At 41.6% G+C, this 16,496-nt stretch carries 20 protein-coding genes and 1 pseudogene; 14 read left to right on the forward strand and 7 right to left on the reverse strand.

Annotated elements, in window-relative coordinates:
- Positions 1–141 precede the first annotated feature (141 nt).
- The 4 genes from IGI78_RS08355 to IGI78_RS08370 all read left to right on the forward strand — a co-directional run bounded on the left by IGI78_RS08355 (position 142) and on the right by IGI78_RS08370 (position 1,560).
- Positions 142–510, forward strand: coding sequence for a hypothetical protein (locus tag IGI78_RS08355; RefSeq protein ID WP_016611785.1), 369 nt, complete (start codon positions 142–144; stop codon positions 508–510).
- A gap of 37 nt (positions 511–547) precedes the next feature.
- Positions 548–826 carry a hypothetical protein gene (locus IGI78_RS08360; RefSeq protein WP_077453357.1) on the forward strand — a complete coding sequence of 93 codons (279 nt, stop codon included), beginning with the start codon at positions 548–550 and terminating at the stop codon, positions 824–826.
- Positions 823–1,110: a hypothetical protein gene (locus IGI78_RS08365; RefSeq protein ID WP_005226077.1), complete on the forward strand. Its 288-nt coding sequence runs from the start codon at positions 823–825 to the stop codon at positions 1,108–1,110. Before IGI78_RS08360 ends, IGI78_RS08365 begins: the two co-directional genes overlap by 4 nt.
- A 96-nt stretch (positions 1,111–1,206) precedes the next feature.
- The gene (locus tag IGI78_RS08370) at positions 1,207–1,560 is read left to right on the forward strand and encodes a DUF2200 domain-containing protein (RefSeq protein WP_086292379.1); all 354 of its coding nucleotides are present in this window, start codon (positions 1,207–1,209) and stop codon (positions 1,558–1,560) included.
- 316 nt (positions 1,561–1,876) lie between these two features.
- Here IGI78_RS08370 and rsgA read toward each other — a convergent pair whose 3' ends face one another.
- Together rsgA and mgtE are read right to left on the reverse strand one after the other, a co-directional pair.
- Positions 1,877–2,818, reverse strand: coding sequence for a ribosome small subunit-dependent GTPase A (gene rsgA / locus IGI78_RS08375; RefSeq protein ID WP_368256851.1), 942 nt, complete (start codon positions 2,816–2,818; stop codon positions 1,877–1,879).
- 152 nt (positions 2,819–2,970) lie between these two features.
- Complete coding sequence (gene mgtE / locus IGI78_RS08380; RefSeq protein WP_077453352.1) at positions 2,971–4,335, reverse strand: magnesium transporter; 1,365 nt, start codon at positions 4,333–4,335, stop codon at positions 2,971–2,973.
- 404 nt (positions 4,336–4,739) lie between these two features.
- Between mgtE and IGI78_RS08385 the strand changes: the two genes are divergently transcribed.
- Complete coding sequence (locus IGI78_RS08385) at positions 4,740–5,735, forward strand: DNA/RNA non-specific endonuclease (RefSeq protein WP_368256848.1); 996 nt, start codon at positions 4,740–4,742, stop codon at positions 5,733–5,735.
- A gap of 33 nt (positions 5,736–5,768) precedes the next feature.
- Here IGI78_RS08385 and IGI78_RS08390 read toward each other — a convergent pair whose 3' ends face one another.
- Positions 5,769–6,023, reverse strand: a complete 255-nt coding sequence (locus IGI78_RS08390) for a LexA family protein (protein ID WP_081119458.1) — start codon at positions 6,021–6,023, stop codon at positions 5,769–5,771.
- Positions 6,024–6,364: 341 nt separating this feature from the next.
- Between IGI78_RS08390 and IGI78_RS08395 the strand changes: the two genes are divergently transcribed.
- From IGI78_RS08395 to IGI78_RS08415, 5 genes are all read left to right on the forward strand, one after another.
- Positions 6,365–6,850 carry an AmiS/UreI family transporter gene (locus tag IGI78_RS08395; protein WP_368256562.1) on the forward strand — a complete coding sequence of 162 codons (486 nt, stop codon included), beginning with the start codon at positions 6,365–6,367 and terminating at the stop codon, positions 6,848–6,850.
- A 294-nt stretch (positions 6,851–7,144) separates the two neighbouring features.
- Positions 7,145–7,537: a hypothetical protein gene (locus tag IGI78_RS08400; RefSeq protein WP_430618573.1), complete on the forward strand. Its 393-nt coding sequence runs from the start codon at positions 7,145–7,147 to the stop codon at positions 7,535–7,537.
- 61 nt (positions 7,538–7,598) lie between these two features.
- Positions 7,599–8,138 (forward strand): sigma-70 family RNA polymerase sigma factor, encoded by a 540-nt coding sequence (locus IGI78_RS08405; RefSeq protein ID WP_430617955.1) that lies wholly within the window; start codon positions 7,599–7,601, stop codon positions 8,136–8,138.
- On the forward strand, positions 8,128–8,922 hold the full coding sequence (locus IGI78_RS08410) for a hypothetical protein (RefSeq protein WP_368256565.1): 795 nt from the start codon (positions 8,128–8,130) through the stop codon (positions 8,920–8,922). Before IGI78_RS08405 ends, IGI78_RS08410 begins: the two co-directional genes overlap by 11 nt.
- A 442-nt stretch (positions 8,923–9,364) precedes the next feature.
- On the forward strand, positions 9,365–9,490 hold the full coding sequence (locus tag IGI78_RS08415) for a hypothetical protein (protein ID WP_430617957.1): 126 nt from the start codon (positions 9,365–9,367) through the stop codon (positions 9,488–9,490).
- Between the two features lie 150 nt (positions 9,491–9,640).
- On the opposite strand, the gene IGI78_RS08420 is transcribed toward IGI78_RS08415, so the two are convergent.
- Positions 9,641–10,966, reverse strand: a complete 1,326-nt coding sequence (locus tag IGI78_RS08420; protein ID WP_368256566.1) for an NAD(P)/FAD-dependent oxidoreductase — start codon at positions 10,964–10,966, stop codon at positions 9,641–9,643.
- Positions 10,967–11,146: 180 nt separating this feature from the next.
- Here IGI78_RS08420 and IGI78_RS08425 point away from each other — a divergent pair, with 180 nt between their 5' ends.
- Entirely contained in the window at positions 11,147–11,335 is a 189-nt protein-coding gene (locus IGI78_RS08425; RefSeq protein WP_167821869.1) for a hypothetical protein, read from the forward strand.
- A 62-nt stretch (positions 11,336–11,397) separates the two neighbouring features.
- On the opposite strand, the gene IGI78_RS08430 is transcribed toward IGI78_RS08425, so the two are convergent.
- From IGI78_RS08430 to IGI78_RS08440, 3 genes are all read right to left on the reverse strand, one after another.
- Positions 11,398–12,375 carry a Gfo/Idh/MocA family protein gene (locus IGI78_RS08430; protein ID WP_368256567.1) on the reverse strand — a complete coding sequence of 326 codons (978 nt, stop codon included), beginning with the start codon at positions 12,373–12,375 and terminating at the stop codon, positions 11,398–11,400.
- Positions 12,376–12,398: 23 nt separating this feature from the next.
- A complete protein-coding gene (locus tag IGI78_RS08435) occupies positions 12,399–12,839 on the reverse strand; it encodes a heme-binding protein (protein WP_368256575.1) in 441 nt (146 codons plus the stop codon).
- A gap of 72 nt (positions 12,840–12,911) precedes the next feature.
- Positions 12,912–13,937, reverse strand: coding sequence for a Gfo/Idh/MocA family oxidoreductase (locus IGI78_RS08440; protein WP_368256568.1), 1,026 nt, complete (start codon positions 13,935–13,937; stop codon positions 12,912–12,914).
- A gap of 204 nt (positions 13,938–14,141) precedes the next feature.
- Here IGI78_RS08440 and IGI78_RS08445 point away from each other — a divergent pair, with 204 nt between their 5' ends.
- The 3 genes and pseudogenes from IGI78_RS08445 to IGI78_RS08455 all read left to right on the forward strand — a co-directional run.
- Positions 14,142–15,035: a MurR/RpiR family transcriptional regulator gene (locus IGI78_RS08445; protein WP_368256569.1), complete on the forward strand. Its 894-nt coding sequence runs from the start codon at positions 14,142–14,144 to the stop codon at positions 15,033–15,035.
- Complete coding sequence (locus IGI78_RS08450; RefSeq protein WP_368256570.1) at positions 15,032–15,997, forward strand: Gfo/Idh/MocA family protein; 966 nt, start codon at positions 15,032–15,034, stop codon at positions 15,995–15,997. The genes IGI78_RS08445 and IGI78_RS08450 overlap by 4 nt, the downstream gene beginning before the upstream one ends.
- A gap of 136 nt (positions 15,998–16,133) precedes the next feature.
- Positions 16,134–16,358, forward strand: a pseudogene (locus tag IGI78_RS08455) (hypothetical protein); the annotation flags it as partial.
- Between the last annotated feature and the right edge of the window lie 138 nt (positions 16,359–16,496).

The raw sequence follows: 16,496 nt of genomic DNA on the forward strand, positions 1-16,496 counted from the left end.
TAGTATAAAAAAACGACCTACCTTTACTTCCTTATCTGCTGGGCTTTGCAAGGGTTCCATAGAAGAATCAGAAATTTAAAAATCTGTTCGCTTTACAAAAGAGAACGTATGTTTGTATTATATAGATAAGAGGTGATTGCTATGGGTATGCTGCAACCATATGAAGATCGAAAAAAGCTAAAGTGGCAAGGATTCTTTTTATCTGAGCATACAACTGAAATTGAAGAAGAGCCGACACGTAAATTTGATTGTCCACCTAAGCCGTCACTCACAACGGAAGAAATCAATCAGTGTTTATTTGAAGCCATGAAAAAGAACCTAACTGTGGCGATCCAACGAGAAGAAGTCAATGAAGAAGGCGGCTATCCTCCAGATATTATCGGGAAAATCAGTGGTTATGATCCATTAGGTATTTACTTGACGGGAGAAACAACAGAAAAAATCCATTATGATGAGATTCGTCATGTTGCTTTTTATGAAGAGAAAAAATGGTTTGATCTCAACGAATGATGCCGCTTTTTACTACTTACTAAAGGAGGAACACCTGATGCAAACACAAAAAGGCACTGTCTCAAAAATAAGGATCGTTTCCTTTGCCCCCTCCCCTTTGGTCCGCTTTACACTAGGCACCACCAACTGTTTGATTGCGAAGCACAGTTTGAACTTTTTAGGGGATGTTGATGACGGCATGTTTCTAACCGTGGGTGGCTATTGGAATAAGCGCCACCAATTCGTGGTACAAAAGTATACGGTGTACGGCAAAACAAAAATCATGTTGGATATCGATGCCTATCGACAAAAAACAGTAAAGGCGGGTTCATTATGAGAGCAAGAGACCTCTTGACAGCACTGACAACGTCATCGAGTGCAGCGGATTACCAAGGAATTTATTTAACGTACAAAGAAAACCTGATTCCTTTTACGACGATCGCTCAAGATAGCCATAACCAATTGATTTTATTTTTCGAACCCAAAAAGCCTGCTCTGACGCTGAAAGAATTATATACACAGCTAATGCTGCATAAGAATTTGGACTTGCTCTATTGGGATGGCGAGTCACGTCAAAAAGTACTAGGGTTTCGTGAACAAGAAGAAAAGATCATTCTTTAGTCTCCTCGCCTATTTTGGGCACACAACAAGTGTCGAAAATCTCGGCAAAACGAAGAAAATAACGTATACTTTGTGTAAAGACTAAAGGAGCATATCATGAAAAATCAAAAGATCACCCAAATGAGTTTCGCGAAAGTCTATCCCCTATATATTGCCAAAGCAGAGCGGAAAAATCGAACAAAAGAAGAAGTGGATCAGATTATTACGTGGCTAACTGGTTATGACCAAGAAACGCTGCAACAGATGAATGAGGAGCTTTCTTTTGAAACCTTTTTTAGTCAAGCCCCACAGCTCAATCCAGCGCGAAAACAGATCACTGGTGTCATTTGTGGGATTCGGGTAGAAGAGATCGAAGAGCCAATGGTTCAAGAAATTCGTTATCTAGATAAACTAATTGATGAACTGGCGAAAGGAAAAGCCATGACGAAAATTTTGCGCTCTGTCGAATGACCCCCTCTTTTTTCAAGTTGTCATTTGCAGATCAACCCTTTATACTGGAAAGTACCTTGGCAGGGGCAAATCATTGCTCAAAACACAGTGGGAAATCACCCTACTGTGTTTTTTATGCTGCGCTTCTTGACGACAGCTTGTAACCAGCTAGGCAACCTTAGCTTAGTTCAACCACTTAGCATGTAGTGCCCTTTGGAATTGGCCGCCTTTTTCGTGAAAACATAAGGACATTGTCTATGGCTCTCCTCTTCTCCACTTAACCAGACTCTTTGGAAACGCACAAAAAAGCACTCCTAAATGAAAGGAGTGCTCATTGTTACTTTTTCAATTCTTTGATCTGTTCTTTTCGCTTCAAATACGCCAGTTCTTTTTCCATTTTACGATAGCGGGCGAAGGCGTCTTCTGAAAGCTCACCGGCAGCAATGGCTGCTTTGACCGCGCACTTCGGTTCTGTTTCATGACGACAGTCTCGGAAGAAACAACCTTCAGCATACTGGCTGATCGCTTCAAAGGATTGGTCGATCGAAGCTGAGCGGACGGTACTGATGCCAACTTCCCGCATGCCAGGAGTATCGATGATCATTGCGCCAGAGGGCAGAGTGAATAACTGACGACTCGTCGTCGTGTGTCGTCCTCGACTATCCTCTCGTATGTCATTGGTTTTTTGAACGTCTTGCGCCATAAGCTGATTTAATAAGCTGGACTTCCCGACCCCAGATGAACCGATAAATGCGCTGATCTGTCCATCAGAAAAATACGTTTCCTTCAGCAATTCGTTTGGTTCAAAAATGGACGTAGCAAATGTTTTCACACCAAATGCATCGTTTAATGCTTGCAGTAGCTCTGCTTTTTCACCAGCTGTGACTTGATCGGCTTTGGTCAAGAGAATCACCGGATTAGCCCCGCTGTCCCAAGCAATCGTGACAAAGCGCTCTAACCGAGCGAAATTGAATTCTTCATTGGCGCTAGTTGCAATAAAAACCGTGTCGATATTCGCCGCGATCCCTTGTTCATCCGTCCGATTTCCGGCTACTTTTCGTTGTAAAAAACTCTTTCGTGGGAGCAAAGCATCAATCAAGAAATGATCTTGATCATACACCTGCCCTTGTACAAAATCACCAACAATAGGATAATCCTTGGGTGCTAGTGCATGCTGGCGAAATTTTCCTGTAATTGTTGCTAAACATTCTTCTCCTGTAGTCAAGCGGACTTTTGCGATATCTTTGGCCTGAAAGACCACAATTCCTTGTTTTTCCATGATTTCCCTCCAGTTAGTTAGGAGGCCGCACTTAAAAAGAGAAACCTCCGAGTTGATGTTGCTTCATTTGATTTGTCATAAGACATTTCCCCTTTCTATTTTGTGCTCATCATGTGATGTCGCTTTATTATACCATCGGAACGGACGGATGGCTAAAGTAAATGTCCCAAGAGAGCATTTACAGAAATAAAGTAGATAAACAAGCCGGCAATATCTTTGATTGAGGTAATAATGGGTGCCGAACCGGCTGCTTGGTCGATGTTCAGTTTAATAAGTACAAACGGAACTAAGAAACCAAGTGCTGCGGCTAAGGTCATGGCAAAAACTAACGAAACACCAACAGCCACACCTAACATGGGGATCCCTTGCCATAGTGAAGCGGCGGTGCCGGAGATGATCCCTACGATCAAACCTAAACTCAAGCCAATCCAAACCTCTTTAAAGAAATGGCGGGTGAAGGTCGAAAGATCAATATGCCCTAATGACATCCCGCGAACAAAAACAGTTGAGGACTGTGTTCCAACGTTCCCCCCCATATCCATGATCAAAGGAATAAAGATTGCAACAGCTGCCACCGATTCCAATGTTTGTTCAAATTCATCAATGACTACCCCAGCTAAAAGACCAGCAACCAAAGTGATCACTAAAAACGGCAATCGGACTTTCCAAATTTGCCAAAGGCTGCCGTTGATCAGAACATTACTACGGTCTGCTTCATTAGAAGCAACATCGACTAAACCTGCGGCATTAAACATGTCTTCCGTCGTTTCTTGCTCGATGACATCGATGGCGTCATCGACAGTGATGATCCCAACGATTCGTGATTCCTTGTCTACGACTGGTAGCGCAATGATATCTAGTTCATTTAGCAAACGTGCCGCTTCTTCTTGGTCCGTGTCAGTAGTCACATAGATTACTTTTCGTGACATGATTTCACTGATGAGTTGCTCCCCTTGTGCCATCAAGAGATCTTTCAATGACAAGACCCCTTCTAAGGTTTTCGTTTGGTCGGTCACATAGAGCGTATAAATCGTTTCTTTTTCTTTGGCTTGCATCCGCACTTTTTCTAACGCTTGATTGACTGTCATGTCTTTCTTCAGTGTGATGAATTCCGGTGTCATTAAACGGCCAGCAGTCTCAGCTTCATATCCTAATAAGAGGTTTGTCGCGGCTCGTTCATCGGGGGCCAACGATTGTAAAAGTTTTTGCGTGACGGTGGCTGGCAACTCATCCAAGAGCCTTACACGGACATCGGGGGCCATCTCGTTTACAAATTCGGTTGCTCGCTCATCGGTGAAAGAGCGTAACAAGTGTTGTTGTGTGGCTGGTGTCAAATCTTCAAATAGGATAAGGGCTTTATCTTTCGGTAATAGTCGGAAAACGATCACTTTTTCATCCGCGGATAAATTACTGAATAATTGTAATAGCGGCAGCTCTTCCATTCCTGATACGAGTTTTTTTAATTTTTCAGAGTCTTTCTTATTTAAATAATGTAAGATAGTTTCTTGCTGGTTCATGGGATACACTCCTTCTCCTATAATTTTGCCCAAAGAAAGGAAATCGTTCAGAAAATTGTCCGGATTTCTTTCGTTTGAAGGTTGTCTGCTAGACAGCTGAAATTTCGTTCCGCAGCTGGAGATGCCTGTTATTAAAACAAGCACCAAAGGGATAGAGCAGCAACTTTACTCATTATATCACATAGTTTTTTTAAAACATGAAAAATATGGCTTGCAGACGAAAAATTTTATTCTAATATATTCCCTTTGTAAGGAGCGTTGATTGGAAACAATCAAGAGTAAAAACAAAAGCAGCAGGAAAGCTCTGTAAAACGCTCCATGCAAATGGTATGATGAATGGGTTGCAGTTTTTTTACTCCCCGTTTATGCTAACTATACATCAATGAAAAGAGAGGCAAAAAAAGATGGCAAAGAAAAAAACATTTATCGGATCGGTCACTGCGCTTCTCACAATCACAGCAGTTGGCTTTGGTTTCCTACAAAATAATGAGCTATTCCCAAACCATAACACACCATCATCAGAGGTGACTGCCACTTCTGCAAAGGATATTCGTGCAGATGAACTGGCACAGTTAACCTACCAAGGCACCCAAACGATTGAAGTCAATCAGAACATTCCTGAGTTTTCAGAAGATGATCTTTCACTTGAAAACGGTGCCTGGGAAGCATACGGCGACCTTGACCACCTCAATCGTGCGACCTCTGCTGAAGCAATGTTGAATCAATCCTTGATGCCAACGGAAAAGCGTGGCGATATCTCTAGTGTGAAACCAACGGGCTGGCGTAATAAGCAACTCCCCAATGGAAAATATTTATATAATCGGACCCATTTGATTGGGTTTGCTTTAGCTGGCGAAAATGCAAACTGGAAGAATCTGATCACGGGGACTAGTCAGTTGAACAATCCCGAGATGTTGCGCTTAGAAATGGATATCAACTATTATCTCAAGCAAGATAAAAAGCATTATGTCCGATATTCCGTCACTCCGATCTATCGCGAAGACGAACTGGTTGCTCGTGGTGTCCAGATGCAAGCAAAATCCATTGGTGATGACACGATCCAATTTAACTGCTATATCTTTAACATCCAAGATGGCGTCACAATCAACTATGCGGATGGTACCAGCGAGATTTCAAGCGAAGAAATGCCACAATCGGAGAAGGATGCTTCAAGTAGTGAAAAAACCACAGCTTCGACTTCTGCCGGCAATAAAAGCAATGAAGCGGATGAGAAACAGAAACAATATGTCGATGAACAAGGCAACGGTTTAATTAAAGGGTCAAAAAGTGGCATCTATCATTTGCCAGGATCTAAATACTACGAGGATACTACCAACCCGAAAGAATGGTTCAAAACGATCGCTGAAGCGGAAGCTGCCGGCTACCGTGCACCAAAATAAAAAAGCCTTAGGCTTTTTTATTTTGGTGTTTATTTATTCTTCATTGCCTTGCGCTTGCCGCAACGCTTTGACATAGGCCTTCCCTTCATCTGTAAAACGTACCGAGCGTGACTTATAACGGTAAGCTCGGTAAATCAGGCCTCTTTTTTCAAGACGCAATAAATGACGATAAACCAAAGAAGTTGTATTTATCTCTTCATTGGCACAGATTTCCCGTATGGTAGGTGCACAACCCTGTTCTTGCATATAGTCGTCAATAAAAAGTAAAATTCGGTCTTTTCTCGGCATAATTCCTCCTTTCCACGAAGCAGTCCTCGCTGCTGCAAATTTGTAAAAACTGATAAACTACTGCTTCGTCTGCTTTTTGTCCGATCAATACACTGAAAATCTATTGATGCTGTCTCTTTTCCCATTCTTTCAACGAGTAAAAGTTCTTATTATACGCTGAAATTTTTCCCTTATCGAGAAAAACATCGGCAAGCAACACTCTTTGCTATTGATTTTATCAAATTTAACAGCAAATAATAGCAGAATTATCGATTATTTTTATTTTTATTGACACAAAATCAAATAGAGCTATTCTTTTTTCTTAGAATTTGTTATTCTAAATTTAATTAAAGGAGGATTTTATGTTAGGAATTGGCTTATTTTTCGTAGGAATCACCTTGATAATCAATGGTTGGGGCAGCTTACTTCACATTGACTATCGCTCACTTGCTTTAATCAATCTTTTTACAGGTTCGTTATCTTTTATTATCAACCTAGTCTATATGCTTCAAGGCGCTTATTATGAAGCAGGCACTGGCTTTCTCTTTGCATTCACGTATTTGTTGGTAGGGATCATTTACCTCTTTGATTTAGATCTACGTATTTATGGGATTTTTGCGCTATTCGTAGCCATCAATACCTTGCCTTTTGCCTGGGTTTCTTGGCAATGGGAGCAAGATCCCCTCTTTGCATTGATTTGGTTAACATGGGGAGCGTTATGGTTTTGCGGCTTTTTAGATACAATCTTGAAGGTAAACTTTGGTCGTAAGATTCATTATTTTGCAATCGCTTGTGGTATCTTTACTACGTGGGTCCCGGGTTTGCTGATGCTATTAGATCTCTATTAAAAAAAGAGTGATTATCTCAATGATAATCGCTCTTTTTTTTAGTAGGAAGATTGTTTTTTTTCTAAAAAGTGTTCAATCTCCTGCATCGCTTTCTGAGGACCATTTGGCAGGCGCAAAAAGAATCATTGGCATAAAATCCTCCTCATGTATCGAGTCCATCCACTCGTTTCTCTCAAGTATACTAAAAGTAGGCACATGTAGGAGAAGTTTTTTTGCAGACTTTCTCGTTCATCTTTTTACATTATTTAACTAAAAATTTGCTATAATAAAGAAAATCTTTCAAGGAGCAAACCAATGCGAAAAAAAATATCTTCCTTGCGGCTTAGTATATTCTCACGCGGGCTGATTCTCTTTGCCTTCTTTTTCTTGATTCAACAATTTTGGGAAATGGTTGTTTCTGGCTTTGCACTTCTGCCTTCGCTGGCATTCATCCAAATTCTCTTGATGATCCTTTCAACCTTTATCATTAGCAAGTTTGTTAATAAACGCTCGTGGCGGCAAGTGCTTTTTGGCAGCTACCTATTGATCATCGGCTCGCTGTTTTCTTTCTGGCTAGCAAATAATCCAGTGGAGCTGAAAGCAGTCACTCTTTATATGATTGGTGCTTTTTTTGGCGGCATTCTTTGGGAGTATTTAGCACAGCGCTTGGCAACAGATCTTCTGGCCAAAGAACATAAACCTCGTTAACAGAGGTTTTTTTCTTTTTCTGATAGAAAAGGCAAAAATTCTTCGTATATAGTGTGAAGGGGTGAAAAAGGTGCAGGATGAAGAAATCATTGAACGAATTAAAAAGAAAGACTATGCCGGCTTAGAAGAACTGTTAGCGGTTTATGGTGATAGCATGCTGAGGACGATTCATAGTGTCCTCTCGCAACCGCATGAAGTGAGCGAGCGACAAGACGTAGCGAACGAAGTTTTTTACGAGGTTTGGCAAAAGATTGCTACGTACCAACCAGAAAGAAGTCGTTTGATTACGTGGCCGCTTTTGATTAGTCGCAGTCGTGCGATTGACCACAAGCGGAAGCTGAACAAACGCTCGCTGGAAGAAAAGCCGGTTGATGAGCAGGAACTAGCGATCGAAGATTCACCTTTGACAAAGGAAAACTTTTTGGGCTTTATTGAAGACCTTGAAGCCCTCGATCAAAGGATCTTTCTGCTCTACTATTTTTATCAGGAATCACCCGAAACCATCGCAGAACAGACGGACTTAAATATCTCAGCAATTTACAATCGTCTTTCCCGTGGCCGCAAACGCTTAAAAGAAAGGATGACTATCGATGGATTTTAAACAGTTAGTTTTAAATGAAAATAAACCACTGACAAAAGTATCTGAACAAGAAAAAGCAACAACCTTCGAGCTGTCCAAACAATATGTTTTCTTGCAAGATCTATTAGAGGAGCTTCGGACGCTTTTAGCAAAAGACGAAACGATTCTTGGCTATCTGCCCTTGACGCCAGATGGAAACCTCGCCTTCGCCAATCAAGGGCTTGGCGCCTATGCCTATGCAACAACCGAAAAAGCAAAAGCATACCGTGACATCTTTTATGACACCCGTGGCAATCGTTTGTTGGTTTTCACAGAGACCCGAATGCTTTTTTTGGTCATCATCGACTATCTAGAAAGCAACACCTATTTCAGTTACCCCTATGAGACCATCAAAGCCTTCACCATCAAGCCAAGAAAGCTGATGAAGCATGAATCGCCAGATGATAAAGAGCAATTCCATTGGGGCTATTTCGACTTTCAAGCGGGGACGAACATATTCTCAGAAGTGCTGACAAAAAAAGACTACGAGTTATTTACGTCCTATCATGAATCCATTCCTGCACTCAAGAAAATTCCGATTCAAAACAAAATTTACCGAGCAGCGAAATATCAGTATTTCTTGAGTAATTGGCATTTCAGTTTTCGCTTAATGACCATTTTCAACCTGCTCTTCCTGCTGCTGTTTGTATTAATGATTCTCGGATTTTTCTTACACTTTGGGCCACTGAAAGGATTTTATTATAAGGATCTATTGGACATAGGTATGGTCATTTCCCTTTTTTATAGTAAGAACATCTTGCCATAAAAAAAGACTGCCGTTCCTTCCTAATCATTTCTTTGCTATCAATTGAATAAAGCACCAGATTTTCTACGAAAAAGCACCTCTTGCAGGATTCATTTTCACTTGAATCCTGCAAGAGGTGCTTTTTTCTCGGACTATTGGGACATTCCTAACCGCTCGTTTTTTCATTTCCTTTTGAAATTCTCAGATTTCTTGTGAACTTTTCAGAAGACTCCACTCATAATTTCATACATGCCTAATGGGATTATTTTTTCATTCACGCTTGCTTTTTAGGAAGAAACGTTATGATGATTTTACTTGCTAGGAGGTGTGAAAAATCGAACTTATCGGACATCTGATCTTCTGGGTCCCATTTTGTCTTTTTCTAGTGATTGGATCGTTTTTCATACAATGGCGGAAACGTTTCGTTTCAACCCTTATTGCAGCGATCCCGTTTCTCTTTTTTATGATAAAAATATTCAATTATCGGCATTATGAGCCGGATTTTATTTTCATCATCTATTTGATCGGACTCTTCTTGTCATCGATCGTACTAATCATTGCGGTACGCCGCCTTTCAAAGAGAGCCTGAAAATCTACTTTTACTAGGAAACAAACCCGTTTCTTAAATAATCCTCAGACCAACTTTAAGGTTCATTTAAGGTTGGCAGACTATAGTCAATTCGGACATAATAATTTAGAGCCTGTGCTAGCGGAAACTAGCGCAGGCTTGTTTGGTTATCTATAGAAAATAAGGCAAATCGCTGGCAGGTGTTGGATACGCGAAAATCATCTTGGCAATCGCTTCTTTCGATAGCTGATTTTCTAATACAAAAACAAAGTAATTGATCAACTCATCGGCCAATGCAGAAAAAATCGTGACAGCAACGATGGTATCAAATGTGTCATAAACCAATTTGATTTTTGCCTCTTGATCATTGATTCGTCGATAGGTGTACCAAGAAGATAGATCCATCACCTCACTATGATATTCTGAGGCATTATCGGCAATTTCTTGCTCACTGATCCCAATTCTTGCCAGTTTTTCCGCACCAAAAACTAGTGTAGGGATCAGCGGATAACGGATAGGCATTTTCTGGTCATCTATATGCTCGACAAGATAGGCGGCTTCAAAGCTGGCAACAGGGGTCAGTTTGGGCTGCTTTTTCGCGAGCACATCCCCGATGGCATAGATGTGTCTTTGACTAGTCTGCAAAAACTCATTTACTACGATCCCTTGTTTTGACGTTTCTACCCCTGCCTTTTCCAGTTGCAGCTGATCGCTATTGGGTCTGCGTCCCGTGGCACCAATCACTGCTTCTACGGTTAGAGACACTGCTTGTGTCTGAATCGTATAGTGGTTTTGTTCTTTCGTGATTCGCTGTGTATTCTGATTAAAGTGAAACGAAACGCCTTGGTCCTGCATTGAGCGAACCATTTCTGTGGTTAATTCTGCATCAAATCCTTTTAGCGGCTGGTCATTATGATGGATCACATGAACTTCAGCACCTGCTGCTTGAGCGATCATTGCCAATTCGAAGGTAATATACCCAGCACCTATGAAAGCAATCGTTGCTGGCATCTTTTCAAAGGAAAGAAAATCAGTACTGCTTTGTAGATGCTCCTTGCCGACGATTGGCAGTACGGCTGGACGCTGTCCTGTCGCAATGATTATTTTTTCTGCTTGAATCTCTTCTGCACCCACGACGACCGTATGGGCATCACGAAAAGTGGCTTGTCCGTAGTAAGTAGTGATTCCTTCTGCCAGTAACCCTTGTTTGGTTGACTCCGGCACACGATCAGTATACGAGCGCTTAAACGCCATCAGTGTCGGCCAATCAATGGATACCTCCTCTTGAACGCCATTGCCTTGCATACGTTTCGCCTCTGTTTTGACTTCTACGCCTCGCATCAGTAGTTTTTTCGGATCACACCCGCGATTGGGACAAGTGCCACCCCATAAATCGGCTTCAACGATCGCCACGGTCTTTCCTTTGGCTTTTAACCCGTAGGCAGCAGCCGTTCCAGCTGGACCCGCTCCGATAATCAGTACATCCACCTTTTTCATCTGTCTCCTCCTTCTTTTAAAAAAATCCTGCTCTTTCTCTTCCCTTCAAGTATAGCGAATCACGGTCAGCCCACAAAACAATTCGCCTTTTGCGGCTCCTACGAATGTTCACAATCATCCCTTGAAGTTGCGTTTGATATGGTATACTTTTCTAGTCAGTTTAACAACAAAGGAGAATGAATGACTGTGAGTTTTAAACGCTTTTTTCAGCTCTTTCTTTTTTATTTTCTCTCGATTCTGGTGGCCTATAGTCTGATTGCGTTTCTAGCAGTAGATAACTTTTGGCTGGTCGTCTGTTTGATGACGATTGTCGGCTATCTCACCCTGGGTATCCCACTAACCTTATTGAGTTTAAAGAAGAAAAAATAAGAAAACAAACAAAGACACCAGCAACTTTTCTAAGAAGCTGGTGTCTTTCCTCATTGATGCGATCATCCTAATACGATCTGGGCATCTGCCAATGCTTTTTCCACTACTTCCATCACCAGCTTGCTATGGGCAAGGCGTTCCTTGACAAAGGCCTGATCATTTTCGTGAATGGCTTGTGCAAAACGGGCAAATTCTTCAAACATACGATGTTCGTGAACACTTTGATCCTGATGGCTTTTTGCCCCATGGACCGGTTCAACGTCATAGCTGGCAAGCATATTCGTTGGCCCATTGACGATGATCGATCCTTTCGTCCCTTGGATCGTTGAGCGAATCGTCGCTGTCGAATCTTTGGCGCCAATACAAACGACTTTTGTTTGTTCATAATCTAAAAACAGCATGCCAGAAGTATCGATCCCCTGTTCGACATTAGCAAAATAGCGGACACTTTTGGGTTTTCCTAAAAGCCCGACGACAAAATGAATATTATAGATATTGATATCCATCAATGCCCCACCACCCATTTTCGGGTTAAATGCAGGTAAAACGGTTCCCTCTTTGAATAAATCATAACGAGAAGAATATTGCGAATAGTTGCATTCAATCACTTTCAGCTCTCCCAATGTTTCAAGCTGCGCTTTGATTCCTTGGTAGTTGGCTAAGTACTGATTCGTGATGGCTTCCATCAAAAGCACCTCATGGGCAGCTGCCAATTCTGTTAATTCTACTAATTCTCGTGTCTGCAACGTAAATGGCTTTTCACAAATGACGTGTTTGCCAGCGAGGATCGCTTCTTTGGCAAAAGAATAATGCAAATGATTGGGTAATGCGACATACACGGTGTCAACGGACGGATCCGCCAAACATGCCCCTAACTCTGTGTAGACGGTTTGAATCCCGTATTGCTGTTTTAAGTGATTCATTTTCTCTAGATCACTTTCTGTCCCAAAGATAGCGGCCAGTTCAAGCTGCGGGACATCCCCCGCCACCGTCAAAAAATCATGGACAATCATGCCTGCGCCTAAAATCGCTAAGTTCATCTTGCTTCCCCTTTTCTATCTTTCTAGATCATTTGTTTCAATACCTCGGTGATCACTTTATGATCCTCGAAATGGGCCAAACCTGACACACAGATAGCACCAGTGACTTTTCTGTCTTCGATAATTGGAAAACCACCGCCACAAATTGCATAGTGTTCGTCTTCTGCCCATTTAGCGAATTGTGTCTCTCTATCTTTTTGGGTATAGACATATAGTGAACTATGCCCGCTTTCTAGTACCGTTCGTTCTTTTCTTTCAAGCCAAGGGCTTTCTTTTCGCCCTGCCATTAAAAATCGAATGATCGTCAAGCCATGATGAATAACTTTGATCCCTACCGGCTTCGGATAGTTCCTTTTAACGTACTGATCAATGGCAATTACCAACCGCAATGCGAGGTCATTGTCAAAATGAGCAAACTGCAGCTGCTGTTCTTCTTGCAGGATCTCTGAAGGTTCGATTCGTATCTCCTCCTTTACGTTGAGTCAGTTGATGCCTTCAGGCGCTTTGTTTGTCAAAAGCCCCGTAATCACTCTGCCTTATGACTCAGTGATCACTTGATTGATGCCTGTTTCTAGCATTTCGATTTGCAAAATTGTTTCTTCGTCTTTTACGATTTTCTCTTTGCCATTGATGATCGTTTCATAGACGCCCTCATACACACGGCTATAATCACCAATTTCAGAGATGACTTTTTCTTCATGGTAGTCACCGTTAGCATCCATATAAGTTAGTGTGCCATAGTGCTCTGGCAAATCGATCCCAAAATCTGCATGATCTGGGAGATAAAACTGTTTTAGATGCTCTTCTTGTCGATCCTTCGTTTGTTTTGCAAAAACGCCGTTTTCGCCATAAACGACAAAACTAGGCCGCTCTTTTAATCGGAAGTAACTAGATTTGACTGAGACTTTCATTCGACCATAAAACAGATCCAAATCGAAGTAATCGTTCATGCGATTTTTCCCAAGCAATTGCCGAACCTCATAATGGACATCGTCAGGTTGCCCAAAATAGGAGATCACTTGATCCAGTGTATGACAAGCGTGTCCGTATAAGTAGCTAGTATTCAGTGAAAATTCGGTCACTGACCGTGGAACCTCTGGACGAAAATAATCATAATGCATCTCTACTTCTAAGAGATCTCCGAGCACGCCACTTTCGATCACTTTTTGCGTGGTCAAAAAATCAGAATCAAAGCGGCGATTTTGATAGCATTGCACAAACAAGCCTTTCTCCTGCGCCAGTGCGAACAATTCCTTTGCTTGTGCCGAGGTTTCCGTAAAAGGTTTTTCGATCAAGACATTTTTCCCATGAAGCAAGACATCCTTGCCTAATTTATAATGCAAATGACTGGGGGTCGTGACCACAACTAATTGAATTTCAGGATCACGGTAAATATTCTCTAAGTCAGAGGTGTAATGAACGCCTTCCAGTGTTGGCCAGGTCAGCTTGCCGCTTGGTGAATAGATCGTCTTCACTTTGATTTTATCCTGTAGCTTGGTTGAAAAAGGCAGATGGTAGCGATTGGTGCTTTTCCCATTTCCGAGATATGCGATAGTTAACATTGTGACTCCTCCTATAAATTGATAGCTTGATTATTGATGAAATTCTTCAAAATGGGAAGTCTTTTGCCAAAAACAGGTGCTTTTGACCAGACTTTTTCACAAACTACTGAGTGGTTCTGAACATTTTTACCAAATTGCCAAAAAGGTACAGTTTTTGCTTTTGGTTTTCATTGTCCTAGGCTATGATTAGAAAGAGGTGGTTTGATGTTATTAGGAGATAAATTACGGCTTCAAGAAGGATTGACCAATACGGAGAAACGGATTGCCGACTATATTTTGCAAAATATCAATGATGTGCCTTCGTTGACGATTGAAGTCATCGCCAAGCATACGTATACATCCCACTCTTCCGTCATTCGTCTAGCCAAAAAGATGGGTTATGAAGGATTTAAAAGTTTTCGCTTAGGTCTGGCTGAAATTGCCCATAATCAGATGTTCAATCCAACCTTTGTTGACGCGAATTTCCCCTTTTCGCCCAAGGATCAAACACCTGACATTTTGAAAAAAATGGCCGATCTAACGATCAACTCGATCCACAAAACCCATGCTCAGGTCGCCCCAGAAACGATGGAAGCAGTGGTGCAATCGTTGGAAGCTGCGCAGCGGATTTTCTTATTTGCTCGCGGTGATTCTCAGATCCGGGCAAGAAGTTTTCAAAATAAGTTGGTCAAGATCAATAAGTATCTGATCGTTGCTGATGAGTATGGAGATGATGCGTGGAATGCGTCGAACGTCACGAAAAAAGATTGTGCCGTGTTTATTACCTATCGTGGGAAAAATACGCAATACGAAAAAATCATGCAGCACTTTCGTGATGTCGGGGTACCAGTGATCGTGATTTCTGGAAACGCCCATGCGAAAATCATCCCATTAGCGACCCATGCAATCATCGCTTCTCATGATGAACGTGATTTTCTCAAAGTCGGCACCTTTTCTTCACAGGTCGCCTTTGAGTATATTTTAGATTCACTGTTTGCATTGTTGTATGCCAAAGAATACCAAAAGAATATTGTCGAGTTAAGAAAAAAACAAACTGTTTTGGAATCAGGGATTCTCTCAGAATACCCGTCAACTGAAGAAAAGAGGGAAATGAAATGATCAATTGGGGAATTATTGGTGCCGGAAATATCGCCAATCGCTTTGCTGCAAGTTTAAAAAATTTTCAAGACGCCCAGCTTTATGGGGTTGCTTGTCGTACGATGGAAAAAGCACAAGCGTTTCAAGCAAAATTTCCGTGTGACGTCGTCTTTGATGACTACCAAAACCTATTAGATGATCCAACTATCGATGTCGTTTATATTGCTTTGCCTCATTTGTATCACTATGAATGGATCATCAAAGCCTTTCAAGCGAAAAAAGCTGTTTTATGTGAAAAACCAGTAACCTTGACTGCACAAGAAATGCGCGATGTACAAAAACAAGCTCAAGCACACGAAGTCTTCTTTATGGAAGCCATGAAGCCACGCTTCACCCCAGCGTATCGCAAACTAAAAGAACTTGTGGATGGTGGTCATATCGGTGAGCTAACAAGTGTCACGACTACTTTCCGCCGCCATTTACCAGTCGAAGGCAGTACTTATCATTATCTGCCAAAACAAGGAGGTGCTTTATTGGATATGGGGATCTATAACTTAGCCTTTATCCAAGATTTTTCACCAGAAAATTTAACTGCCGAATTGATCGATTACAGCCTTTATGAAACTGGGGTCGATACCTACGTTGAAGCACGCTTTGTCAGTGAAGACTTTGTTGCAGTGATTGAGACCGGATTTGACCAAACAAAAGAGACGGTGGCGGAGTTACAAGGAACAAAAGGGAAAATCACGATCCCCAACTTCCATCGCCCCACTTCTTTTACCTTGACGATTGACCAAGAAGACACGGTCTATGATATTGGGTACGAGATCGATGATTTTCATTCGGAGATTCAAGCAGTTCATACCGCTCTTGCACAAGGACAACTCGAGAATCCCCTGATGCCCTTAACGGATAGTATTGCCTGTATCGCTTTAGCAGATGAACTAAGAAGCTTACTAGATGCAGAAAAAAAAGACATTTAAGATCATGCCCCATCGTTTTTGAATAGAACTGACCAGTGGTTGCCACTCGGTCAGTTTTTTTATCAAAAATTGAGCGCTTTCTTTGACGGTATCGAAATGGTTATATTATATTTATTGAGTATATTTTTATACAAATAAAAAAGAAAGGAAAACGCTTATGACTCCAGAAATTATAACGTATCTTATTTGTTTTTTGACCTTCGCTTATCTAGCTGTGACGGTTTTTACTTTTGTAAAAAATCGCCGGACAGGTGACGGCTATCGCCTCCGTATTTTTTACGTGCTGGCAGCAGCACTCGTCTTTTTGCTTTCCGTTTATGCAATCGCTACCGGTCAAACCTATGACGACTTAGTGACATAGATAAATGATCTTTTTCAATAAAACAACGACGGCACGAACCCCAGCGGATCTCTTCGTTTTTGAACCTGTGGTTGAGGGAAGGATCAAAACAGAAACGAGCCAATGAAAGACTGCTAATCGATGGCTTTTCCATCAGGA

It is taken from the genome of Enterococcus sp. DIV1767 (assembly GCF_050542585.1).
In the GTDB taxonomy this organism is placed as follows: domain Bacteria; phylum Bacillota; class Bacilli; order Lactobacillales; family Enterococcaceae; genus Enterococcus_D; species Enterococcus_D innesii.